This is a genomic window from Cohnella xylanilytica (genome assembly GCF_014212175.1).
Classification (GTDB): Bacteria; Bacillota; Bacilli; order Paenibacillales; family Paenibacillaceae; genus Cohnella; species Cohnella xylanilytica.
The window spans coordinates 56,522-80,351 of the sequence record NZ_JACJVR010000038.1 but is presented as its reverse complement, the minus strand read 5'-3'; the positions used below and the strand labels follow the sequence as shown (position 1 = coordinate 80,351).

General features: G+C 53.1%; 18 protein-coding genes. 12 read left to right on the top strand and 6 right to left on the bottom strand.

What is annotated here, in order from left to right:
- The first annotated feature begins 275 nt into the window (after window positions 1-275).
- Complete coding sequence (locus tag H7B90_RS10345; RefSeq protein ID WP_185135789.1) at window positions 276-473, top strand: hypothetical protein; 198 nt, start codon at window positions 276-278, stop codon at window positions 471-473.
- A gap of 154 nt (window positions 474-627) precedes the next feature.
- Here H7B90_RS10345 and H7B90_RS10340 read toward each other — a convergent pair whose 3' ends face one another.
- Entirely contained in the window at window positions 628-987 is a 360-nt protein-coding gene (locus H7B90_RS10340) for a MerR family transcriptional regulator (protein WP_185135788.1), read from the bottom strand.
- A 101-nt stretch (window positions 988-1,088) separates the two neighbouring features.
- Between H7B90_RS10340 and H7B90_RS10335 the strand changes: the two genes are divergently transcribed.
- The 3 genes from H7B90_RS10335 to mazF all read left to right on the top strand — a co-directional run bounded on the left by H7B90_RS10335 (window position 1,089) and on the right by mazF (window position 2,777).
- Window positions 1,089-1,835, top strand: a complete 747-nt coding sequence (locus H7B90_RS10335; RefSeq protein ID WP_185135787.1) for an SDR family NAD(P)-dependent oxidoreductase — start codon at window positions 1,089-1,091, stop codon at window positions 1,833-1,835.
- 379 nt (window positions 1,836-2,214) lie between these two features.
- A complete protein-coding gene (locus H7B90_RS10330; protein WP_185135786.1) occupies window positions 2,215-2,445 on the top strand; it encodes an AbrB/MazE/SpoVT family DNA-binding domain-containing protein in 231 nt (76 codons plus the stop codon).
- Window positions 2,439-2,777, top strand: coding sequence for an endoribonuclease MazF (gene mazF, locus H7B90_RS10325; protein WP_185135785.1), 339 nt, complete (start codon window positions 2,439-2,441; stop codon window positions 2,775-2,777). Before H7B90_RS10330 ends, mazF begins: the two co-directional genes overlap by 7 nt.
- A 98-nt stretch (window positions 2,778-2,875) precedes the next feature.
- Here the strand turns inward: mazF and H7B90_RS10320 are convergent, their stop codons facing one another.
- The 3 genes from H7B90_RS10320 to H7B90_RS10310 all read right to left on the bottom strand — a co-directional run bounded on the left by H7B90_RS10320 (window position 2,876) and on the right by H7B90_RS10310 (window position 7,469).
- On the bottom strand, window positions 2,876-5,311 hold the full coding sequence (locus H7B90_RS10320) for a glycoside hydrolase family 94 protein (RefSeq protein ID WP_185135784.1): 2,436 nt from the start codon (window positions 5,309-5,311) through the stop codon (window positions 2,876-2,878).
- Window positions 5,312-5,421: 110 nt separating this feature from the next.
- Window positions 5,422-6,456 (bottom strand): LacI family DNA-binding transcriptional regulator, encoded by a 1,035-nt coding sequence (locus H7B90_RS10315; protein WP_185135783.1) that lies wholly within the window; start codon window positions 6,454-6,456, stop codon window positions 5,422-5,424.
- 116 nt (window positions 6,457-6,572) lie between these two features.
- Entirely contained in the window at window positions 6,573-7,469 is an 897-nt protein-coding gene (locus H7B90_RS10310) for an AraC family transcriptional regulator (protein ID WP_311772709.1), read from the bottom strand.
- Window positions 7,470-7,656: 187 nt separating this feature from the next.
- On the opposite strand from H7B90_RS10310, the gene H7B90_RS10305 reads away from it, so the two are divergent.
- On the top strand, window positions 7,657-11,016 hold the full coding sequence (locus tag H7B90_RS10305; protein ID WP_185135782.1) for a DUF5107 domain-containing protein: 3,360 nt from the start codon (window positions 7,657-7,659) through the stop codon (window positions 11,014-11,016).
- Window positions 11,017-11,160: 144 nt separating this feature from the next.
- On the opposite strand, the gene H7B90_RS32860 is transcribed toward H7B90_RS10305, so the two are convergent.
- Together H7B90_RS32860 and H7B90_RS32855 are read right to left on the bottom strand one after the other, a co-directional pair.
- Complete coding sequence (locus H7B90_RS32860; RefSeq protein WP_246578924.1) at window positions 11,161-11,454, bottom strand: AAA family ATPase; 294 nt, start codon at window positions 11,452-11,454, stop codon at window positions 11,161-11,163.
- A gap of 18 nt (window positions 11,455-11,472) precedes the next feature.
- Window positions 11,473-12,009, bottom strand: a complete 537-nt coding sequence (locus H7B90_RS32855) for an ATP-binding cassette domain-containing protein (protein ID WP_246578923.1) — start codon at window positions 12,007-12,009, stop codon at window positions 11,473-11,475.
- A 287-nt stretch (window positions 12,010-12,296) separates the two neighbouring features.
- Between H7B90_RS32855 and H7B90_RS10295 the strand changes: the two genes are divergently transcribed.
- The 7 genes from H7B90_RS10295 (at window position 12,297) to H7B90_RS10265 (ending at window position 23,793) form a co-directional block, all read left to right on the top strand.
- On the top strand, window positions 12,297-14,036 hold the full coding sequence (locus H7B90_RS10295; protein WP_185135781.1) for a sensor histidine kinase: 1,740 nt from the start codon (window positions 12,297-12,299) through the stop codon (window positions 14,034-14,036).
- A 22-nt stretch (window positions 14,037-14,058) separates the two neighbouring features.
- Window positions 14,059-15,672, top strand: coding sequence for a response regulator (locus tag H7B90_RS10290; protein ID WP_185135780.1), 1,614 nt, complete (start codon window positions 14,059-14,061; stop codon window positions 15,670-15,672).
- A 151-nt stretch (window positions 15,673-15,823) separates the two neighbouring features.
- Window positions 15,824-17,344: an ABC transporter substrate-binding protein gene (locus H7B90_RS10285; protein WP_185135779.1), complete on the top strand. Its 1,521-nt coding sequence runs from the start codon at window positions 15,824-15,826 to the stop codon at window positions 17,342-17,344.
- Between the two features lie 2 nt (window positions 17,345-17,346).
- On the top strand, window positions 17,347-18,267 hold the full coding sequence (locus H7B90_RS10280) for an ABC transporter permease (protein WP_185135778.1): 921 nt from the start codon (window positions 17,347-17,349) through the stop codon (window positions 18,265-18,267).
- A 16-nt stretch (window positions 18,268-18,283) separates the two neighbouring features.
- A complete protein-coding gene (locus H7B90_RS10275) occupies window positions 18,284-19,171 on the top strand; it encodes a carbohydrate ABC transporter permease (protein ID WP_185135777.1) in 888 nt (295 codons plus the stop codon).
- 31 nt (window positions 19,172-19,202) lie between these two features.
- On the top strand, window positions 19,203-21,497 hold the full coding sequence (locus H7B90_RS10270; RefSeq protein ID WP_185135776.1) for a beta-glucosidase family protein: 2,295 nt from the start codon (window positions 19,203-19,205) through the stop codon (window positions 21,495-21,497).
- A 13-nt stretch (window positions 21,498-21,510) separates the two neighbouring features.
- The gene (locus H7B90_RS10265; RefSeq protein WP_260410915.1) at window positions 21,511-23,793 is read left to right on the top strand and encodes a glycoside hydrolase family 2 protein; all 2,283 of its coding nucleotides are present in this window, start codon (window positions 21,511-21,513) and stop codon (window positions 23,791-23,793) included.
- Window positions 23,794-23,830 lie beyond the last annotated feature (37 nt).

The following is a 23,830-nucleotide window of genomic DNA, read 5'->3' as shown; positions in this document are numbered from 1 at the left end:
GGGGAACCTAAGTAGTAACGATTTATCGTACAAAATGACGACCTGATCGACTGGATGGCCTGTCTTGTACGATTTATCGTATAAAATTGCAGGTTTGAAAAGGTAGACGTAGATATTTGTATGATGAAACGTACAAATCGTCTTAAATGAAACCAATGGAGCATCTTTTGTACGATAATTCGTACAAAGCTATATTGTGGCGAAGCACGCCCCGATCTTTCTGGCTTGAGCAGGAAGGACCGGGGCGTTTTTTTATCCAAAGGGAGGTGGAAATGATGAGTTTTGAAATCGAACATGCAAAATGGATCAAGTGGCACTTACGTCGTCGAATGGGAGAGCGCAAAGATGCATTGAAGCGGGGGCATGGTTACGGAAACCAACTGTTTGCAGAGAAAATCTGGTGGCCGCTGGTCAATGTCATTAAGTTAAGGCGTAGGTGTGAAATTCCAGAATTAATTGGAATTGTAACATAATTCTTTAGACGGTTTGTTGCAGAATTCGTTGGATTCCAAAAAGTATTTGAATTCTCATAAGAGCTGAATGCTCTCCACGAATCGGTACAAAGAGCATTCGAGTCAGACCAGTGAGATCGTAGGTTGGGTGTTGGATAGCCTGTACCTGCACATACTAGTAATTCTCACCGTTGTAATAACGCTGGAGCTTGCGCTCCAAGTGAACGAGTTGTGACTTTTTTTCTTCAATATCATCTAGAAGTTTTTGCTTTTGATCTTGAATGATTTTAATTCGCTCAGGCAAGGTAGCGGTTCCGGCCATCACCATATTAGCGAATTGTTTAATATCCTCTACACGCATGCCGGTTTCGCGAAGGCATTTGATGAAAACTAACCAATTTAGTTCAGAATCGGTATATAGACGATTATTCTGTTCGCTCCTTGCCGCCGGCTCCAAGAGTCCTTTTCTTTCATAGAAGCGTATCGCTCCTATACTGAAGCCGACTTTTTGTGCCGCTTGACCAATCGTATACATTTCATCTTCCTCGCTAATTTATTTTGGTTGACCTACACTAAGTGTAGCATAGTAATCTAATCAATGTGAGATGAAAATAAAATTTGGAATGAGGGATGAAAATGAAAAAGACTGCATTAGTAACCGGCGCAAACAAAGGAATTGGATTCGAAATCGCTCGAAGTCTTGGAAAGCATGGCTATGATATTCTCGTTGGGGCGCGTGATGAAGCCCGTGGCCAGGCAGCAGTCGAAAAACTTACCGCAGAAGATATATCGGCGACGTTCGTCAAGATTGATTTGAATGATCTTGGCAGCCTGCATGCAGCGGCTAAAATGGTTAATTCGCTCGATATTCTGGTCAATAATGCTGGGATTCCTGATAGTGTCAAGCCTGGGCACGCGGCGCTCGACATGGCCAAGCACACATTTGACTATACAACTGAGGATCTGCGCACGACGATGGAAACGAATTTTCTCGGGACACATGAACTCACGAAAAATCTGCTGCCCTCTCTGGCAGATAACGCGAAAATCGTTAACATCACCGTTCCGATTTCGCCAACCGGCTTTTGGCACCCGCTCGCTTATATTACGAGCAAAGCAGCACTCAACGTGATGACACTGACTTACGCTTACGAGTTTGAAAAAATGGGCAGCCGTCGCCAGATTTTCGGCATCATGCCTGGCGCTGTCGCAACCGACTTGAATGGTATGGAAGCTGGTGCGCATGGCGGATTCGTCAAGTCTGCCGAAGCCGCAGGGCAGATGAGTACCGACATTATCCTGTCTGATCAGAATCAAAATGGCCAAATTATTCAGTACGATGGAAAGATTGTTACAGATTATGAGATTCAGCTGAGAGGCTAGAAACACCATGCTCTTGGATTGGCGAGGACGGTCGTATTTTGTGGACTTCATATGGATACTAGGAGCGATTCGTTTTGTATTCGAGATTATGGATTATGGTTCGCACGGTAAGGACCGTACCAAATATCGGATGGATCTGAATCGGGGATTGTTTCTGCAGTCGCAGCAATGCACGTCATGTCGATCTCGCTCGATGAAATGAAAGAAAATAGTTCGTTAATCCAATCGATTTTGCGTTGGCTCCACCAAACGCATAAATGGAACGCGCCGATAAGGGCGCGTTTTCGCTTGGAGAATCGACGGATGAAGACGAATTAATTTGACTTGCAGTCCTTGATTGTTTATACTTTGTATAAACAAATATTGGGGGCGTTAATCTATGTTGCATATTCAAAAATGGGGAAATAGTTTAGGGATTCGAATCCCTAAAGCTATGGCCGTCAAAGTGGGGTTGAAAGAAGGCTCCGAAGTTGATCTCGATATTGAAGATGGCCACATTGTTATTAAACCAAAATCGAACACGTTGGATGCGATGTTAGAGCAGATTACTCCAGAGAACTTGCATGCCGAAATCCCTACAGGTAAACCGGAAGGCAGGGAATCATGGTAATGAATTACATTCCAGAACGGGGAGATTTGGTGTGGCTGCAGTTTAATCCGCAATCGGGGCATGAACAGGCAGGGAAGCGGCCCGCTTTAGTCATATCGCCAGCAACATACAATGGGAAGGTGGGGTTATCCTTATTCTGTCCTGTGACCACGAGGATCAAAGGTTATCCTTTCGAGGTTATTATCCCGCAGGACTTATCCATTGAAGGAGCCATTCTTGCCGATCAGGTAAAAAGTCTTGATTGGCAAACCAGGCAGGCAACCTATATTTGTAAATTGCCGAAAGAGTCGTTAGCAGAGGTTATCTCTAAAATAGGAATATTACTTCACTAGTATCATTCCAATTCATGCTTGCGTTCTTTAAAAAGCCAGAGTATATAAAACGACAAAAACCCTTGCGACGCAAGGGCTTTTGAGCGTTCGAATCGCGATCAGCCGAGCGTGGCCTCGACTCGATGCGTAAGGCCGTCGCCGAAGAGAGGCAGCACGTTGCCGCTGACGGGCTGGCCGTCTACCGTCAATGAGGCGACGCCTTTGCTGACGTGCGTCGGATTAGAGACGTGAATGTCGTACGTATCTCCCCGGAACTGCCGCGTTACGCGGAAGCCGTCCCATGCGGCCGGTATGCAAGGATCGATGCGCAGCCCGTCGAAAGCCGGCTGGATGCCGAGAATCGCCTGCGTGATCGCCACGTAGTTCCAGGCGGCTGTGCCGGTCAGCCACGAGTTTTTGGCTTCGCCGTGACGCACGGCATCTTTGCCCGCGATCATCTGAGCATACACGTAAGGTTCCATCCGATGGATCTCGCTGATCTCCTCCAGATAGGCTGGCGCGATCTTCGCGTACAGTTCGAAGGCGCGATCCCCTCTGCCAATCACCGTCTCCGCGATTATGACCCACGGGTTGTTATGGCAGAAAATGCCTGCATTCTCCTTGTACCCCGGCGGATACGAGGAGATCTCGCCGAGATTCAGATAGTACTTGGAATACGGCGGATTCTGCAACACGATTCCGTACTTCGTGTCGAGGCGCTCGCGGGTCGACTCCAGCGCTCTCAGCGCCAAGCCTTCCTCGACGCCGATGGCCGCCATGACGCACAAGCCTTGCGGCTCGATGAAGATTTGGCCTTCTTCGTTTTCTTTGCTGCCGACTTTCTGGCCGAAGTGATCGTACGCCCTCAGGAACCAATCGCCGTCGTAGCCGTGTTCGAGCGTAATTCTGCGCATCTCTTCGACGTGCCGCTCGGCAGCCTCCGCTTCGTCCGTCAAGCCGCGGCGCCGGCACAGTTCCGCGAAGTCGGGACCGACGAACACGAACAACCCGGCGATGAAGACGGACTCGGCGACGCGCCCTTTGATATTTTCCGTCGTCTGGAACGATTCGCCCGGCTCCTTGGAGAAGCAGTTGAGGTTCAGGCAGTCGTTCCAGTCCGCGCGCCCGATCAGCGGCAAACCGTGCGGGCCGCGGTTATGGATGACGTGATAGAACGAACGATTCAGATGCTCGAACAGCGTGGCGGTATTGTCCGGATTGGAATCGAACGGCACCTGCTCGTCAAGAATGCCGAAATCTCCCGTCTCCTTAATATAAGCGCTGGTCCCAAGAATGAGCCACAGCGGGTCGTCGTTGAAGCCGCTGCCGACATCGTTATTGCCCTTCTTGGTGAGAGGCTGGTACTGGTGGTACGCGCTGCCGTCCTCGAACTGGGTCGAGGCGATATCGATGATGCGTTCTCTGGCGCGCTCCGGAATCTGATGCACGAAGCCTAGCAGGTCCTGGTTGGAATCCCGGAAGCCCATGCCGCGGCCAATACCGGATTCGAAATACGAAGCGGAGCGCGACATGTTGAACGTCACCATGCATTGATACGGGTTCCAGATGTTCACCATGCGGTCCAGCTTGTCGTCGCCGCTCTTGATCGCGTACTTGGAGAGCAGGCCGTCCCAGTAATCGCGGAGTTTGGCAAGCGCCTGCTCTACCTGCGCGTCGGATTCGAACTGGCGGATCAGGTCGAGCGCACGCGTCTTGTTGATGACGCCTGGAGATTCCCATTTCTCCTTCTCCGGGTTCTCGATGTAGCCGAGCACGAAGACGAACGATTTCTCTTCGCCGGGCTGCAACGTGACGTTCAAGCCGTGCGACGCGATCGGGGACCACCCGCTGGCCACCGAATTGGATGACTGGCCCGCCGCGACGGTCTGAGGATGATCGAGGCCGTTGTACATGCCGAGAAACGAATCGCGGTCGGTATCAAAGCCGTCGATCGGCGCGTTGACGGAGTAAAAGGCATAATGATCGCGGCGTTCGCGGTATTCGGTTTTATGATAGATGACGGAGCCATGGATCTCGACTTCCCCGGTGCTTAGGTTGCGTTGGAAGTTAGTCGAGTCGTCCTGCGCGTTCCACAGGCAAAATTCGATGAAGGAGAACAGCTTCGCTTGCTTCTCGGCGTTCGAGGTATTGCGGAGTTTGACCTGATACACTTCAGCGTTGCAGCCGAGCGGGACGAAGGCGAGCTGGGTGGCGCGGATGCCGTTTCTCTCGCCGGTAATGGACGTGTAGCCGAGGCCGTGGCGGCACTCGTACGCGTCCAGCTCGCGTTTGACGGGCATCCAGCCCGGCGTCCAGAAGTCGCCGCCGTCATGGATGTAGAAGTAGCGTCCGCCGTTATCAAGGGGAATGTTGTTGTAGCGGTAGCGAGTCAGGCGGCGAAGCCGGGCGTCGCGATAGAAGCAGTAGCCTCCGCCCGTGTTGGAGATCAGTCCGAAAAACTGTTCGTTCCCCAGGTAGTTGATCCAAGGGTAAGGGGTTCTTGGGGTGGTGATGACGTACTCTTTGCGGCTGTCGTCGAAATGCCCGAATTGCATGATCGAAATTCCTCCTATTCGTGATCATCTTTTATTTTGCGCGAACTAACGCGCGTTAGGTAATCCCCGAAAAAAGGGACGGACCTCGGAATCGAATCGCGTCTACGATGTCAGGAATCCCGGATGATCAGCGAAGTGGGGAAGCTTACAGAGCTTAAAGTGCCGGCTCCGTTCTCGAACATACCGACAAGTCGGCTGACGGCTTCTTTGGACATGTCGTATATGGGGAGACGGACGGTGCTCAACGAAGGGATGAGCTGCGCCGCCACGGGGACATCGTCGAATCCGATCAGCGCCATGTCGTCCGGAATCCGGAGTCCGTGTTCCCGCAGCACGTTCATGGCCGCGATAGCCATGTCGTCGTTGGCGGAGAAGATCGCGGTCGGCAGGCGGTCCAACTTCAACAGCCGCTTCGTCTCTTCGTACGCGGCTTGCTTCAGGAATCGCCCGTTCAAGACGTATTCGGGTCGGACAGGCAGCTTGTGTGTCCGAAGCGCCGCTTCGTATGCCCGGAACCGCTGCTTGCCGGAATAGGTGTTCATATGGCCGCTGATAAAGCCGATCTCCTTATGGCCGGCGCTTATCAGATGGTTCATCGCCGCCATGGCCCCCTCGTAGTCGTCCGAATTGACGACCGTGATCGGGCTGTCGCTTAGACGATGTTCGAGAATGTCGGCGACGTCGTAATCGATCAGCACGAACGGAAGGCCGATCCGGGCGATGCCTCCGATCAGCTCGGCGTTCTTCTGCGTACCGACGATGATGCCTCCGTCGATTCTCTTCTGAAGGAAGGCTTGCTTGACTTTCGCGAAATCTTCTTCTGCATAGATGGTATGTACGAGTACGTAATATCCTGCGGCATTGGCCGTATCGATGACGGCGTCTACGAACGGGGCGAAGTAATTGTTCTGGTAAATGCGGTTGACGCCCGGCTGTTCGGACAGGCTGACGACAAACAGCCCGATGGTGGAGGTGCTTTTGCCTGCCAGCACACGGGCGGAGGTATTCGGTTCATAATGATACTGCTCGATGATCTTCAGAACTTTGTCTCGGGTCTTCTGCGGAATGTCGGAGTAGTTGTTGATGACCCGGGAGACGGTGCTGCGGGAAACGCCGGCGAGCCGGGCGATGTCTTCGCTTCGCATGGGCATCCTCTCCGAACGCGTGTTAGTTCCACTATATATGGAAAAAGTGTCCAGCGTCAAGCGTTCGATCCATGTTGGAAAGTAAGCACGGCATCGATACCTACCGCTGCGCTCTACTACCCCTTGGGAATGCGCCGGTATTCCGTCGGAGAGACGCCCATCATCTTCTTGAATATCCTGGAAAAGTAGTAGGGGTCGGGGATCCCCACGGCACTGCAAACTTTCTTCACGCTCAGGTCGGTCAAGTCGAGCATTTGACCGGCGCGCTGCATTTTCATCCTCAAGAAGTAATCGATGGGCGGGCATCCGGTTTCCTTCTTGAACAAATAAATCAGATGCTGCTTGGAAAGGCCGGTGTGCTGGGCCAGTTCAGGGAGCGTTACGGAGCCGTTCAGCCGGTCGGTCATGTATCGGATGGCTTGCTCCAAGTAACGCTCTCTTTTTTTATCCTGTGCCGAGTTGCCCGCGCTGACGCCTACGGTGCTAAGGAGATGCCGAACGGTTTGAGAGACGTGAATTTGGGCCTGTAATGAATACGTTTTGTCCGTCAGGAGAGCGAAGCATTGCTCGAAATGCTCCAGCCATTGGGCGTGCGTTCCAAGCGGAAGTGACAAAGGGCCCGAATCCATGTTATAGGCGCGAATCAGTTGCGTGGCGTGCTCTCCCTTCAGGTGGAACCAATAAATGGTCCATGGATTGTCAGCTGCCGCGCCATAGCGATGGGGCATGCCAGCGGGAATGACGGCAAGCTGATGCGGCGCCATTCGTGCCTGCCGGTCGCTGCCGTTCCATTCGATCCAGCCTTCTCCTTCCACGCAGTAGATGAAGATGTGGGAGTCGCAGCCTTCGTGTCTCTCCCGGTAATGATATCTGGCTTGCGGAAAATAACCGATGTCGCTTACATAGAACGATCGGGTAAGCTCCTGGGATTGGAGGTCGTTCTGCATGTATTCGGGCTGGATGAACAATCTCTGCGAGTCGAAGCCTTCCGGCTTCCGAATCGTCACCATCATGCAAGCGTCCTTTCCATATTTAAAAAGTGTGAGAACATATTCCATTCCAATTCTCTACTGTTCATTGATAGCCAGATCTTGATTCAAATCGATATAAGAATATAATCCATCAAATGCCGAGTTTCGTCAATTGGAATCCGACTGTGCTTGCGGTAAATTGGAATCATCAAACGAGGGAGGGAAACCGATGAGCATTCAAGAGAAAGCCACGGCGGCAACCTTGCACGCCGTGCGCGTATGGGAAGAGGATAAGGATATCCCGACGTACGGTACCGGCGAACCGGACAAGAACCCGATGTTCCTGGAGAAGCGCGTCTACCAAGGAAGCTCCGGCCGCGTCTATCCGCATCCGGTTATCGATAAGATAGAGGACGAGAAGAAGCCGAAGACTTACCGGCTGGCCATCCTCGAAAATGAATATGTCCGGATCGAAATTATGCCGGAAATAGGCGGCAGGATTTACAGAGCTCTGGATAAAACGAATAACTATGACTTCGTCTATTACAACCGGGTCATTAAACCCGCGCTGGTCGGATTGGCGGGACCCTGGATCTCTGGCGGGATCGAGTTCAATTGGCCTCAGCATCACCGCCCGAACACGTTCGGACCCGTTGAGCATCTGTTATCGCAAAACGAAGACGGAAGCGCGACGGTATGGGTCAGCGAGATCGATCGAATGTACGGAACGAAAGTGACGACGGGCTTTACCTTATACCCGGGCAAAGCATACCTGGAAATTTCGGCTCAGCTGTATAATCGCACGGCTCAGCCGCAAACGTTCCTCTGGTGGGCCAATCCGGCCGTCGCCGTGAACGATCATACCCAGTCCGTATTCCCACCCGATGTCACGGCCGTATTCGACCATGGCAAAAGGGACGTATCCCGTTTTCCGATCGCAACGGGCACGTATTACAAAATGGACTACTCGGAAGGCGTCGACATTTCGCGCTACAAGAACATTCCGGTACCGACTTCGTACATGGCGTATAAATCGGACTATAACTTCGTCGGAGGTTACGATCACGGAGTTCAGGCAGGACTTCTCCACGTAGCGAACCACCACGTCTCTCCAGGCAAAAAGCAATGGACTTGGGGAAATGGAGAATTCGGGCAAGCATGGGACCGCAACTTGACCGACGAGGATGGGCCTTACATCGAGCTGATGACGGGCGTATATACCGACAACCAGCCGGACTTCACCTGGCTTCAGCCTTATGAGGAGAAGTCCTTCAAACAATACTTCATGCCTTACAAGGATATCGGCGTCGTCAAGAATGCATCTATAGAGGCCGCCGTCAATCTTGAAGTGGATGAACAATCGCGCACGGCAACCGTCATGGCTTATGCGACCTCGGTGTTCAAGGACGCTGTCGTAGAATTGAAAGGAAAGAAGTGGACTTACGCACGCGATACGGTGGAGCTATCCCCGCTGTCGACCTACAAGTCGATGATCACGCTGGACGAACAAGACCAGGCGCACGATCTACAGGTGACGGTGTTCGATTCGGAAGGCAGGGCTTTAATTACCTATCGCCCCGCCAAGCCTTCCATCGAGCAAGTGCCGGACGCGGCGAAGCCGCTGCCGCTGCCGGAGGAGCTGAAGACGAACGAGCAGCTTTATCTGGCCGGTCTTCACCTTGAACAATACCGGCACGCCACGTTCGAGCCGGAGGCCTATTACCTGGAAGGCCTGAAACGCGATGATTCCGATATCCGAATCAATGTCGCCTATGGCACCTTGCTGCTCAGAAGGGGGCTGTTCCGAACAGCGGAACAACACTTCCGCACCGCCATTAAGTCGCTCACCTGGCGGAATCCGAACCCGTATGACAGCGAAGCCTATTACCAACTCGGCGTGTCGCTTAAGTTGCAGGGGCGGTTAGAAGAGGCCTTCTCGGCTCTCTACAAATCCGTATGGTCTGCGGCCTGGCAGGACAGCGGCTACTTCTCGCTGGCTCAAATCGCCTGCGGCAAAGGGGCTTATGCGGAAGCTCTCGAACTGGTCGAACGTTCGCTCATTCGCAATAGCCGCAACTACAAATCCAGGCATTTGAAGGCGGCGCTGCTGCGTAAGCTCGGACGTTATGCGGAAGCGGTTGCCTATGCCGAAGACACGCTTGCTCTCGACGTAGCCGATTTTGGTTCATTATATGAACGAGTTCTGCTGCTCTCCGCATTGGGTAAAGAGCAGGATGCAGCGGCAGCAAGCGATAAGCTAATGACTCTGATGCGCAACGATGTCCATAACTATTTGAACCTGGCGTCCGACTACGCCGGCTGCGGTCTATACGAGGAAGCCGCGCAAGTGCTGGAGCGGATCCTCCAGCAAACTGGGTCTTCCTCGTATCCCATGCTGCATTATGCGCTGGCTTACGTGCTGGAAATGTCGGGTCGCCCGGCGGAAGCCGGCGTCCAGAGAAGAGCCGGCCATGACGCGGCGCCAGACTATTGCTTCCCGAACAGTCTCTTTGATCTGCTGGTGCTGGAAAGCGCGGTGGTCTCGGATTCCTCGGATGACAAGGCCCGTTATTACCTGGCCAACCTGCTGTACGACAAAAAACGTCCGGAAGAATCGATCCGCTTGTGGGAGGCTTCCGTCTCGCTATTCGACGGCTTCGCGACAGCGCATCGGAACCTTGCGCTTGCGTATTACAACAAGCGCAATGATCCCGAACAGGCGCGAAAGGCTTTGGAAAAAGCGTTCGCCTGCAATACCTCGGACGCTCGTGTATTTTATGAACTGGATCAGCTGTACAAGAAAGTCGGCCTCTCTGCCGCAGACCGTCTGGCGAAGCTGGAGCGCCACATGGAACTGGTCGAAAAACGCGACGACTTGTATGTGGAATATGTAACGCTGCTTAACTTGCTCCAAAGACATTCCGATGCCGCAACGGCGATCGCCCGCCGGAAATTCCACCCATGGGAAGGCGGAGAAGGCAAGGTGACTGGCCAATACGTGCTGGCACATGTCGAACTCGGCAAACAATCTCTCCGACAAGGGAAGTTCGAGCAAGCGGCGGACCTGCTCAACCGTGCTCTCGTTTACCCGGAGAACTTGGGGGAAGGCAAGCTCGCCGGCGCGCAGGAGAATAACGTTTACTACTATCTCGGTAACGCGTACGAAGGATTGGGTCAAACCGAGAAGGCGGCCGAATGCTGGTCCATTGCTTCGCAAGGCTTGGAGGAACCGGCCAGCGCGATGTTTTACAATGACCAACCGCCGGATATGATTTTCTACCAGGGCCTCGCCTGGAGGAAGTTGGGCGTCGTTAAGGAAGCTAAACGTCGATTCAACAAATTGATCGACTATGCCGAGAAGCATCTGTTCGATGATGTGAAAATCGATTATTTCGCCGTTTCCCTTCCGGACTTCCTCGTGTTCGAGGATGACCTGAATAAGAGAAATAAGGTCCATTGCCTGTACATGACGGGGCTTGGATTGCTCGGCCTGGAGCGGACCACGGAAGCGAAGGCGAGACTTGACGAAGTGATCGAATTGGAGACCAACCATCAGGGCGCGAGGATTCATCTGGCCTTGTGCGAATAACAGGTACGGAGAAGAAACGATCAAAAGCTCAAGCGCTAACCCCGCTTGGGCTTTTTTGGCGTTTAACGTTTTCTGCCTTAATGAGCGGGAAATTCAGGACGTTTTTTATACAAAAAAAGCGCCTGATGAGGATTGTGTGTTGTCTCATTCAAATTCATTCTTTCGTTTATTGAAAAAGTCATAGAAGAATCGCACATTCTCAAGCTCATTCCATCGACAAGTTCTTAATTGGGGAGTGTCCAGATTATAGATCTTGGCCATTAGAGTTCCCAGCATAAATGGCGAATGAGTCGCTACAATAAATTGACAATCGAAAAATCTGGCCAATTTGTTCATCTCTTCTGCCAATAGAATCTGGTTTTGGGGAGACAGCGACGTCTCCGGTTCATCAAGCAGGTATAAAGCATTCGGGACAAGATATTCATCGAATATTTGCATAGAGGTTTCTCCGTTGGATTATTTCTCATTTGCAAATTTCATGATTTCAACTTGCTTGCGCATCTGTCTCGAATGCTTCAGCGCTTCCAACTGCTCTTTGGTATAGCCTAATTTGGCGTGTTGATACAGATATCCTTCCTTCAGAACGGTTTCCTGCTGAATCTTCTTGATCTCATATAAAATATCCTCGCTCTTGATGTACAGACTGTCAGGAGGTATTCGACCGGACTCTCCTTCGTTCGCAGGGTCACCCAATAAAAACGAACATTCCATGGCATAATCTACCGGATATCGATTATAGCCCTTATTAGTAAGATCTTCACTCCCCTTAACCTCCAGCTTGTTGGCGATTAAATTTAATAGCGTTGATTTACCGGAACCGTTGTTGCCATACAAAACAGTCATCTTATCGAAAACAAAAGTTTCACCGGCTTTATTCTTAAAGACATTGTAAGGATATGCGTTTGGATTTGCGACTGTATGAGGGGACAACTTGAAGGCTTTTAAATAAATCATTTGCTGCGACTTTCCTCCGGTATTGAGCAATCTATTCATTCCTTAACTATTCTACACTTTTCAAGGATTCGATCATATGAATGCCCGATACTTTTCTTCGCAGCAGCAGACTCGACAGAGCGGTGAGCGCGAATGCCAACATAACCGATACCAGTAGGATGAACACCCTTGCGATGCAAGGGTTTTTCTTATATAGCGATTAGATATGAATTAGTCGACCGCATGTTAGGAAATAGTCGAGATTCTGATAGTCCCGACCCGGCGATTTTTTTAGGATAAGGATATACTAGGCATAATAGGCCGTTCACATAGGAAGGATGATCGCGATGGCAGGCCCATTTCGCCGGATCTCATGGAATTCGATTCGCTTCAAGCTCATTGTCGGCCTGTTGGCAATCACGTTGCCGACCGTAGCGTTTCTCATATACAACAACAACTATGCGATTCGCGTCGTCCACAACCAAGTTGCCGAATCCAACCGTAACCTGATTACGATGTACATGGCGCAAATCGACAGCAAACTGGACGATGTCGATAAGTATCTGACAAACCTGATCGTGAACGACCCGGATCTTCAAGAAATGAAGTACCAAGCCTCCGAAAATGCGCGCACCTTGGCCAAAGTTCGCCTGGACAACAGGATGAAAACGGACATTGCGTCCTACCAGTCGGTCGATTCCATGTTTGTCTATTCGTTTCCGAACCGAGACTTCATGGAGGAATTCCAGGGATCCGGGAGCGTACAGGAGAGGGAAGAGGTACGCGGTTATATTCGAGGGTTGATCGACAACCTTCAAAGCGGAGAGATATCGTTAAACAGAAAGTGGTACGTCGAGAAAATCGGCAGCCAGTATTACTTGTTCCGCGTTCTTCAGACAAGCGACACCTATGTCGGCTCCTGGTTAAACATGGAGAGACTTTCGTTCCCCCTGAGCTTGCTTCATCTCGGCAAGAACGGGTTCTCGCTGTTCACGACGAACGAGGGAGAGCCGATGATGTATGCCGACGAGGTGCAGGAGCAAGGGGTTAATCTATCCCGGAATATGCAGGATTATTATTTGTCGGGAAATAAGAACTCCTACTTGGTCCTGGGCGAACAGTCGACCAAAGGCGACTTCCGTCTGGCAGCGCTTATTCCGAACAAGCAGATCCTTGAGAATTTGCCGTATTTGCGGCGAATCGCTTCGATGATTCCGATTGGAGCCATCATTTTGGTTCCGGCGTGCCTGTTGCTGTTGCGAAAGATGGTTCTCAGGCCGCTGAATCGGATTATGGTGGCCATGAAGCGGATCGGCGAAGGGAATTTGAACGCCCGCATCGACCCGTATCCGACATCCGACGAGTTCCGGCTCGTGAACGAGACCTTTAACCGAATGATCCAGCAAGTTCAGGAGCTTCGGATCAACGTCTACGAAGAGCAGCTAAGCAAGCAGAAGGCGGAGCTGCAGCACTTGCAGCTGCAGATCAATCCGCATTTTTACATGAATGCCTTAAACATCATATACAACCTGGCGTTGGTTCGGAATTGCGAGTTGATCCAGGAGATGGCGCTGAATCTCGTGCAGTACTTCCGTTACATGTTCCAAAGCAATCTGACGTTCGTCTCTCTGAAGGACGAGCTCCGGCACGTTCGCAATTATATCCGCATTCAAGAGCTCAGGTTTCCCGACCGACTATCATTCGAGATGTCGGCTCCCGATTATTTGCTGGATACCCGGATTCCGCCGCTTGTCATTCAGACATTCGTCGAAAATTCGATCAAGCACTCCGCAGACGCCAACGCGAATATCGGGATTACCGTCCGCATCGATCTGGAGGAATCCGAATCGGAGCCGCGGCTGCTAATCTCGATCCGGGACACGGGGACTGGCTTCACGGAGGAGGTATTAAGCGAAATTCGCGCAGGGAACAGGATCATGGACGAACAAGGCGAGCATATCGGGATTTGGAACGTGAAGCGAAGACTCGGACTGTTGTACCCGGACAACGCCCGCTTGCTCGTCTCGAACGCCGTGCCTTCAGGCGCGCTGATCGAGATGCTGATACCGTTGCAGGCAAGATCATGAGCAGAGAGGAGAATTAGCGCATATGGCCAAGCTTCTGATCGTAGACGATGAAGTTCACGCGGTGGAAGGCGTCAAGGCGGCAGTCGACTGGGACAAGCTCGGCATCTCCGAGGTGCTGACCGCTTACGATATCCGACAGGCGAAAGAACGATTCGAAGGCAGTTCTCCCATCGATATCATGCTGTGCGATATCGAAATGCCATTGGGAAGCGGCCTCGAGCTTCTGGCCTGGGTTCGGCAGCATTATCCGGATACGGAGTCGATCTTCTTGACGTGTCACGCGGACTTTCAATACGCCAAGCAGGCGATCCAACTCGGCAGCTTCGATTATCTGCTGAAGCCGATTCCGATTCCGGAGCTCGAGGATGTCATCGCCAACGCCATAGCAAAGAAGGCGAAAGAGAACAAGAAATCGGAGTACAGCCAATACGGCCAGTATTGGATTCAGCATCAGCCGCTGCTCATCGAAAGATTCTGGCTGGACATCTTGAATCGCACCATTCCGTCCCGTCCGGAAGCGATCCGCCAAGCCGCGGAGGAGCGCAACATCCCTTATCCGGAGAGAATGATCTTCGTTTCGGTATTAATCGCAGTGAAACGGTGGCACAAGACCTTGAACAAGAGGGATGAGATCATCCTCGAATATGCGCTTCGCAATTCCGCGGAGGAACTGCTGCTGAAGTTGGGCGTCTACGGGCAGCTCCTTCCCATAGGCAAAGGCAGCTTGCTCGCGATATTGTCGTTCGAGAGATGGGGGGAGCCCGAATCGCAACGGTTGGTGCAAAGTTGCGAGTCCTTCATTAGCGAATGCAATCGCTATTTCTATTGCGATTTAAGCGGTTATGTCGGCCGACCGGCCCATGATTACGAATTGCCGGCCATGACCGATCAACTGTTGTCGCTGGACCGTAACAACGTTGCATTCGACAATTTGGTTCTTCTGTTGGACGGGCCGGGAGCGACGCAAGCCTCTCCCCATGAGCCGGAGCTTCCGGTGTGGTCCGTTTTGCTGTCGGAAGGCGCCCATGAGAAATTGTCGGCGGAAGTGGCTGCTTTTTTTGCCCATGCCACGAGCTTAGACGCGAAGCGGCTGCATCAGTTCCATCATGATTTCCTGCAGATGGTGTATTCCTTGCTGCATGCCAAAGGCATTCAAGCCCGCCAGTTATTCAGCGACGACGAGTCCGTGGAGTTGTCGCTGCGAGCCTCCCATTCGGTCAGAGAGATGATCGATTGGAGCCGGCATATCATCGCCAAAGCGACGGAATACGTTCGGTCGGTCGAACGCTCCGGTTCGGTAGTCGACCGAACGGCAGCCTACATTGTCCAGAATCTGGACAAACCGTTGACGCGGGACGATATCGCCAGACATGTGTATTTGAACCCCGACTACTTGGACCGGATATTTAAAAAGGAGACGGGAGTATCCGTCACGGAATATGTCGTTCGGGAGCGAATGGCCGTCGCTCGGCAATTGCTCAGCAAGACCGATCTTCCGGTACACGCGGTCGCGAGCCAGGTCGGGTTCTCGAATTTTTCGCATTTTGCCCGTATTTTCAAGAAGCACGCGAACCGAAGCCCGCTCGAATTCCGGCATGAGGAGCAGGCCGGTTCGGGCGGACGAACCGGCCGTTGACGAATAGTCGACGATGTGACATCCGGAAGTCGACATCTTGGTAGTTGGGCTTGCCGTCGAAGTTCTAAACTAAATACAGAGACGGGAACTGCGAGAGCGCTCGGACTCATCGATTCGCGCCCGGCTTATTCCAACGAAACGAGGGGTCAACATGAAACGCAAGATGATTATGCTCAGCGCCGTGGTTGCCATGATGCTTCCGCTTGCCGCATGCGGATCAAGCAACGGGAATAGCAGCCCGTCGGGAAGCGCTTCATCCGGCGCTTCCGGCGACGACGGAGGGAAGTCTTACGAACTGACGGTGGCCTATTTCTCGCTCGGCAGCGTGCCGAAGGACCAGCTGCTCATCGAGCAGGAGCTCAACAAAATCACAAAAACGAAGATCAACGCGACCGTAAAGCTGCTGCCGATCAGCATGAGCGCCTGGCAAAACCAGATCAACCTCATGTTGACGAGCAACGAGAAGCTTGACTTGATGCCGCTGCTCGGCACCACGTATGCGAATCAAGTCGCCAAAGGCCAATTGGTCCAATTGGATGATTTGCTCTCCAACCAAGGCGAAGGGATCGTGGAAGCGCTCGGACCGGATTACGCGAACGCGGCTCAGATCGACGGCAAAACCTACGGCGTCCCGACCATCCGCGATTTGGCGCAAAGCTACGGGTTCTACATGACCAAAGACCTCGCCGACAAGTACAACATCGATCTGAGCCAAGTGAAAACCTTGGACGATGTGGAGCCGATTCTCAAGACGATTAAGGACAACGAGCCGAACAAAATTCCGATGGTCAACGCGACGAACGCTTCTCCGCTGACTTCGTTCAGCACGCGGGACACGCTCGGCGACGACATGGGCGTTCTGCTTAATAACGGGCAAGACTTAAAAGTAGTGAACTGGTTCGAGACGGAAGAATACGCAGCCGACTTGAAAAAAATGAGAGAGTGGTACCTGGCGGGGTACATCGCGAAGGATGCGGTTACCGTGAAGGAATCCAAGTCCGACATTATTAAAGCCGGCAAAGGAGCCGGAAGCCTCGCCGTCATGAAGCCCGGCTTCGTAGAACAGGAATCCCGCCAAAGCGGCGCGCCGATCGTATCCGTCGAGATGCTTCCGCCGGTCGCGAAGACAAGCACCGTCACCAACATCATGTGGGGAATCGCAAGGAATTCCGATAACCCGGAGAAAGCCATGCAGTTCTTGAATCTCATGTATACGGACAAGGATGTTGTCAATCTGCTCGACTGGGGCATTGAAGGCAAACATTACGTCAAAGTATCGGATAACGTCATCGATTACCCGCAAGGCGTAAATGCAGGCAATGTCGGCTACGCCGGAACAGGGTGGTTGTTCGGCAATCAATTCCTGTCTTATGTATTCAAAGGGGACGACGAGCATCTCTGGGAGAAGATGAAGGAGTTCAACGCGGGAGCGATCAAGTCCAAGGCGCTGGGCTTCACGTTCGACTCTTCGCCGGTGAAGACGGAGTATGCGGCCGTCAGCAACGTCCTTAGCCAATACCGGATCGCGCTTGAGTGCGGGGCGCTGGATCCGGGCAAGATGCTCCCCGAATTCATCGCGAAGCTGAAGGATGCGGGGATCGACAAGATCATCGCCGAGAAGCAGAAGCAATTGGATGCCTGGGCCGCCGCCAAAGGCACGGAAGGAAAATGAACATGACAGGCATCTCGGCCAGACGGTGGAAAAAGTTCGCGCCGCTGTTCCTGCTTATGCTTCCCGGGCTCGCCTATTTGATCGTGAACAATTATCTGCCCATGTTCGGGATGATCATCGCCTTCAAAGACGTCAATTTCTCGAAGGGGATACTCGGCAGCGATTGGATCGGATTCAAGAACTTCGAATATTTGTTCAAGACGAAGGATGCCTACATCATTACGCGCAACACCATTCTGTATAACGGATTCTTCATCGTCGTGAACACGATCGGAGCCCTCGCCCTCGCGATCTTGTTGAACGAAATCCGGAAGAAATTTTTCCAACGGTTTTACCAAAGCATCATCATTTTGCCCCACTTGATCTCGATGGTCATCGTCAGCTATCTGGTATTCGCGATGCTGAGCAGCGATACGGGACTCGTCAACAAATCCATTCTTCCTTTGTTCGGGGCGGGGGAGATCTCCTGGTACTCCAGCAAACAATACTGGCCGTATATCCTGACCGTCGTGAACGTCTGGAAAGGCATCGGTTACTTGAGCGTCGTTTATTTGGCGTCGATCATCAGCATCGACCCGGAGTATTACGAGGCGGCTACTCTCGACGGCGCGTCGAAATGGCAACAAATTCGCACCATTACGGTGCCGCTGATCACGCCGGTGATCACGATGATGACGCTGCTGGCCATCGGCCGCATCTTCTACTCCGACTTCGGGCTGTTCTACCAGGTACCGATGGATTCGGGCATTTTATCGGAGACGACGAATGTCATCGATACTTATGTTTATCGGGCTCTAATGAACCTGGGCGACATCGGGATGTCGTCGGCTGCAGGCGTCTATCAATCGATCGTCGGCTTTGTTCTGGTCATTCTCTCCAATTACGCGGTACGTAAATTCAGCAAAGACAATGCTTTATTCTAGACGGAGGTGACTGGCGATGGCGCACGACGGCAGATGGGTCAGATGGGTCGCCCATTCCGTCCTGATGGGATTTTCGATTGCTTGCCTCGTCCCATTCGTGCTTCTGTTCATGGCGTCGATATCCAGCGAGAGCAGCATCATTCAGCACGGCTATTCCTTTTTCCCTCAACAGTTCAGCAGCAAGGCTTACGATTATTTATGGACGCATTGGGGCGAACTCGGACACGCATACGGCGTAACGGTCTTCATTACGGTAGTCGGCACGGCGGCAAGTCTGGCGATGACCTCGATGCTTGCGTATCCGATGTCGCGTCAAGATATTCCGCTGAAGCATTTCTGGGCCTTCCTCGTGTTTTTCACGCTCCTGTTCAATGGGGGGCTCGTCCCGACTTATCTGATCTATACGCAGGCGTTCGAGCTCAAGAATACGATCTGGGCGCTGATCGTGCCGGGACTGCTCATGAACGGATTTTATGTGATGCTGGTCCGGACGTTCTTCGCCACCTCGGTTCCGCCCGCCCTGATCGAGGCGGCTCAAATCGATGGAGCGGGGGAGATCAAGGCCTTCTATAAAATCGTCCTTCCCCTGTCGATGCCCATTATGGCTACGATCGGCTTGTTCGAAGCGATTCTCTATTGGAACGATTGGTTTAACGGGATGACGTACGTGACCGATCCGAAGCTGTTCAGCATCCAGAACATCCTTAACCGAATGATCTCGGATATTCAGTTCCTCGCGAACAACAGCAATCTGTCTTCCACCGCAAGCGAAGCGATGTCGGAGCTGCCGGGCTCGTCCGTGCGGATGGCGATCGCCGTCGTCGGGGTTCTCCCGATTCTGATCGTGTATCCGTTTTTCCAGAAATATTTCATCAAGGGCATTACGATCGGCGCCGTGAAGTGACCCGAGAATAACGATACGAGGAGGAGAGGCGATGGAACGCGATTGGATACGCTTGATCTCGCGAATGACGCTGGAGGAGAAGGCGGGCATGTGTTCGGGACTCGACTTCTGGCGGCTCAAAGGGATCGAGAGGCTCGGCATTCCGTCGGTCATGGTGACCGACGGGCCTCATGGCCTTCGGAAGCAGAAGGAGGGGGCCGACCATCTCGGTCTGTTCGACAGCGTGCCGGCGACTTGCTTCCCTTCGGCAGCGGGAGTCGCCGCTTCATGGGACCGCGAATTGATCGAGCAGATGGGGCAGGCGCTCGGCGAGGAGTGCCAGGCCGAGGACGTGGCGATCCTGCTTGGCCCGGGAGCGAACATCAAGCGTTCGCCGCTGTGCGGAAGGAACTTCGAATATTTCTCGGAGGATCCGTACTTGTCTTCCGAGATGGCCGCTCACCATATCCTCGGCGTTCAGAGCCAAGGGGTCGGTACGTCGCTCAAGCACTTCGCGGCCAACAATCAGGAGCATCGCCGAATGACGTCCGACTCCGTCGTCGACGAACGGACGCTGCGCGAGATTTATCTGGCGAGCTTCGAGGGAGCGGTCAAGAAAGCTCAGCCATGGACGGTCATGTGCGCTTACAACAAAGTGAACGGGACTTTCGCTTCGGAGAATGAATACTTGTTGACGGATATTTTGAAGGAAGAGTGGGGGCACGAAGGCTTCGTCGTCTCCGACTGGGGAGCCGTCAACGAGCGCGCGGACGGTCTGGCCGCCGGTCTCGAGCTCGAGATGCCTTCAAGCGGGGGAGCGGGCGATCGGAAAATCGTCGAAGCCGTTCGCGCAGGGCTGCTGCCCGAAGAGAAGCTGGACCGGGCGGTCGAGCGAATCCTGCGAATCATTTATAAGGCAGTCGATAACAAGAAGCCGAACGCGACCTACGATTCCGAGGCTCATCACCGGCTAGCGAGAGCGATCGCGCGGGAGAGCATGGTTCTTCTTAAGAACGAGGACAACCTTCTTCCCCTATCCAAGGACAGCCGTATTGCGGTCATCGGAGCGTTGGCCGCGACGCCTCGATTCCAAGGGGGAGGCAGCTCTCATATCAAGCCTGCTAAGCTGGACGACATTCGGGAGGAGATCGCCAAGAAGACCGGCAGCGAAGCCCGTATTCTCTATGCGCAAGGCTATAACCTCGACAGCGACGAATCGGATGCGCGGCAGGTTCGAGAAGCGATTCGAATCGCAAGCGAATCGGATGTCGCCGTCCTGTTCGTCGGATTGCCGGACCGCTGCGAATCGGAGGGTTACGACCGAACCCATCTTCGCTTGCCGGCCAATCAGATCGAACTTATTCAAGCCATTGCCGCGGAGCAGCCGAATTTGGCCGTCGTGCTCAGCAACGGTTCGCCGGTGGAGATGCCCTGGATCGGAAGCGCGAAGGCGGTGCTCGAGGCGTATCTGGGCGGCCAAGCGCTCGGAGGGGCGATAGCCGACCTGCTCTTCGGAGACGCGAATCCGTGCGGGAAGTTGGCCGAGACGTTTCCGAAGCGGCTGGAGGATAACCCGTCTTCCCTGTTTTACTTCGGAGAAGGGGACCGGGCGGAATACCGGGAGGGCATTTTCGTCGGTTATCGCTATTACGATACGAAGAAGATTGAGCCGCTTTTCCCGTTCGGTCACGGCCTCAGCTATACGACCTTCGAATATGCCGAGCTGTCGATCTCGAAGAAGGAGATGCGGGACGACGAGACGCTCGACGTTCAGGTGACGGTGAAGAACACGGGAGACCGCGCCGGGAAAGAAATCGTTCAACTTTATGTCGGCGATGTGGAGAGCACGGCAATCCGGCCCGTCAAAGAACTGAAAGGCTTCGCGAAGGCGGAGCTTGCGCCGGGCGAGCGGAAGACGGTAACCTTCTCGCTCGATAAGCGGTCGTTCGCCTATTACGACGTCGAGCTGAACGACTGGCGCGTCGAGACGGGCGAGTTCGAGATCATGATCGGCAAGTCGTCGCGAGACATCGTCTTGACGGATACGGTTCGCGTCGAATCCACAACGACCGCTTGGAAGAAGGCGACCCGCAATTCGACCGTCGGAGATTTACTGGCCGATCCGGCGACGCGGCCGATCATGGCGCGAATTCTGAAGGAGGGCAACCCGCTAGGCGGCGGCTCCGGAGAAGATGCCGAAGGGTTCGCGGACATGATGGAGGCGATCGTCAAATATATGCCATTGCGCGCCTTGATCTCGTTCGGAGGCGGCTCCATGTCCGAGGAACAGCTTGATCGGATCCTGGAGCAATTGAATGAAGAGCTGACAAGGGGGAACGGCGAATAAGATGACTCATGCGATGGCATTCAACGATCATTGGACGTTCGCCGCTACGGACGATTCGACTTATAGGTTCCAGCCGATTCCGGAGGGGGAGCTCGTCTCGCTCCCTCACACCTGGAATCGAACCGACGGCCAAGGGGGCGCGGATTCCTACTATCGCGGAGCTTGTTGGTATCAGAAAGGATTGAACATCTCGGCGGAGGACTTAACCAAGCGCATCTATCTGGAGGTCGGAGCGGCCGGGAATATCGGGCATGTGTATGTCAATGGCCGCTTGGCCGGAGAGAGCCGCTGCGGTTATGCGATGTTTCGCGTACCGTTGACCCCGTTCCTGAAGGAAGGGGACAACCTCATCGCGATTCAGGTCGACAACAGCCATCATAACGAGGTATTCCCTCTGATGGCCGACTTTACTTTCTATGGCGGCCTGTATCGGGAAGTCAAGCTTCTTTACATGGACGATATCCATTTCGAGATGATGGACAACGGGCGGGACGGCGTTTATTTGACCCCGAAGAAATCGAACGGCCAGACCTTCGAATTGCGGGTCGAAGGCCAAGTCGCGAACGAGTCCGCCACGACGGAAAGCGGAGAAGTCAGAGTTCGGCTTCAGGATCAAGACGGAACGACCGTACTGGAGAACGTCGCGCAACTGACGCTTGAAGCTCAAACGAAATTTGCCATGCGATGCGAAATTTCGGATCCGATTCTTTGGGAAGGCGTAGAACGGCCTTATCTTTATTCGGCATCGATAGAAGTCATCGTCGGGGGGCAAATTCGGGATTCGCGGAATATCCCGGTCGGCTTTCGAACGATCGAAGCCACGACGGATCGCGGATTGCTCTTGAACGGCAAGCCGATCAAGTTGAACGGCGTATGCCGGCACCAGGACTTCGGCGGCGCGGGCAACGCCATAACAAGAGAGCATATGGACCTGGATATGTCCTTGATCCGGGAAGTCGGAGCGAACAGTCTTCGGTTGGCTCATTACCAGCACGACGATTACTTCTACAGCCTGTGCGACCGTTACGGATTGCTGGTATGGGCCGAGATTCCCTTCATCAGCATTCCTTCCGCCCAAGACCCCGAGAACCGCAATGCGGAAGAGCAATTGGAGAGGCTCGTCAAGCAAGCCTACAATCATTGCTCGATCTATTGTTGGGGCGTCCAGAACGAGATAACGATCGCGGTGGAAAATGAGCATACCCATCGCTCCATACAGAAGCTGGTACGGCTCGCGAAAGAGCTGGATCCGAACCGGATGACCGCGCAGGCGAATATTAACGGCGTCGAGGATGACAGCATTATCAATCGTTATACCGACCTTGTCGGCTACAATTTGTATTACGGTTGGTACTACGGAGAGATCAAGGATTTGTACGATCGCTTCGATTCGTTTCACCGCGCTCAGCCGGATGTTCCGCTTATTCTGTCCGAATACGGCGTGGATACCAATCCGAACTATCATTCTTACACGCCTCAGGTTCAGGATTACACCGAGGAATACCAGCTTCTGTTCCATCGCAACGCCATCGAAGCGATACGCTCGAGACCGTTCGTGCAGGGCGGGTACGTCTGGAACATGTTCGACTTCGGCAGCGCGAACCGACGGGAGGGGGGCGAGACCGGCAAAAACCTGAAGGGGCTTGTGACGATCGACCGCGCCTTGAAGAAGGATGCCTTCTATCTTTACAAGGCTTACTGGTCGAAGGAGCCTTTCGTTCATGTGGCGGGCCGCCGGTTTGCGAATCGGCATCAGGAACGGAACGACATCGCGATTCTGTCTAATTTGCGCCGAATCCGGGTTTATCTCAATGGAGTACTCCTTACCGAAATTCAAAACGACGACCCGATGAAAATCGTAAAGGATGTCTCGTTATCGTATGGGGAAAACCGGTTACGGGTCGAGGGCATGGATGAGCGCGGCGGGATTCACGCGGATGAAATTCAGCTTCGCCGCGTGTCGGACATCGACCCGAGCTATGTCCATGTGAAAAAGGAAGAGGCCAAGCACGTCGTAAATTGGTTCGAGAAGTTCGATTTATCGAACACGGAAAGCATTGAATTGAAGGAAGGCTACTATTCGACGTTCGATACGATCGAAGAGCTCTATCGCCATGAAGAAGCAAGGGGAGTGTTCTTGAAATATTTCGGAGATATGACGAACAATCCCTTCTTCGAGGTGACGAAGAGCGTCATGTCGATCGAGAAGATGACGCAACTGGCCTTTTTCAATATTCCCCCGGAATTGTTGATTGCGATCAACAAAGAGCTGAACGTGATTAAAAAGAAACTGTAACGCATTTGTGTCCGATAAATAATCGCGAGAACGCACC

Bases quoted from the DNA above. Each gene is read 5' to 3' on its own strand.
- H7B90_RS10345 (WP_185135789.1), top strand. From the start codon at position 276: ATGAGTTTTGAAATCGAACATGCAAAATGGATCAAGTGGCACTTACGT.
- H7B90_RS10340 (WP_185135788.1), bottom strand. From the start codon at position 987: ATGTATACGATTGGTCAAGCGGCACAAAAAGTCGGCTTCAGTATAGGA.
- H7B90_RS10335 (WP_185135787.1), top strand. From the start codon at position 1,089: ATGAAAAAGACTGCATTAGTAACCGGCGCAAACAAAGGAATTGGATTC.
- H7B90_RS10330 (WP_185135786.1), top strand. From the start codon at position 2,215: ATGTTGCATATTCAAAAATGGGGAAATAGTTTAGGGATTCGAATCCCT.
- mazF (WP_185135785.1), top strand. From the start codon at position 2,439: ATGGTAATGAATTACATTCCAGAACGGGGAGATTTGGTGTGGCTGCAG.
- H7B90_RS10320 (WP_185135784.1), bottom strand. From the start codon at position 5,311: ATGCAATTCGGGCATTTCGACGACAGCCGCAAAGAGTACGTCATCACC.
- H7B90_RS10315 (WP_185135783.1), bottom strand. From the start codon at position 6,456: ATGCGAAGCGAAGACATCGCCCGGCTCGCCGGCGTTTCCCGCAGCACC.
- H7B90_RS10310 (WP_311772709.1), bottom strand. From the start codon at position 7,469: ATGATGGTGACGATTCGGAAGCCGGAAGGCTTCGACTCGCAGAGATTG.
- H7B90_RS10305 (WP_185135782.1), top strand. From the start codon at position 7,657: ATGAGCATTCAAGAGAAAGCCACGGCGGCAACCTTGCACGCCGTGCGC.
- H7B90_RS32860 (WP_246578924.1), bottom strand. From the start codon at position 11,454: ATGCAAATATTCGATGAATATCTTGTCCCGAATGCTTTATACCTGCTT.
- H7B90_RS32855 (WP_246578923.1), bottom strand. From the start codon at position 12,009: ATGAATAGATTGCTCAATACCGGAGGAAAGTCGCAGCAAATGATTTAT.
- H7B90_RS10295 (WP_185135781.1), top strand. From the start codon at position 12,297: ATGGCAGGCCCATTTCGCCGGATCTCATGGAATTCGATTCGCTTCAAG.
- H7B90_RS10290 (WP_185135780.1), top strand. From the start codon at position 14,059: ATGGCCAAGCTTCTGATCGTAGACGATGAAGTTCACGCGGTGGAAGGC.
- H7B90_RS10285 (WP_185135779.1), top strand. From the start codon at position 15,824: ATGAAACGCAAGATGATTATGCTCAGCGCCGTGGTTGCCATGATGCTT.
- H7B90_RS10280 (WP_185135778.1), top strand. From the start codon at position 17,347: ATGACAGGCATCTCGGCCAGACGGTGGAAAAAGTTCGCGCCGCTGTTC.
- H7B90_RS10275 (WP_185135777.1), top strand. From the start codon at position 18,284: ATGGCGCACGACGGCAGATGGGTCAGATGGGTCGCCCATTCCGTCCTG.
- H7B90_RS10270 (WP_185135776.1), top strand. From the start codon at position 19,203: ATGGAACGCGATTGGATACGCTTGATCTCGCGAATGACGCTGGAGGAG.
- H7B90_RS10265 (WP_260410915.1), top strand. From the start codon at position 21,511: ATGGCATTCAACGATCATTGGACGTTCGCCGCTACGGACGATTCGACT.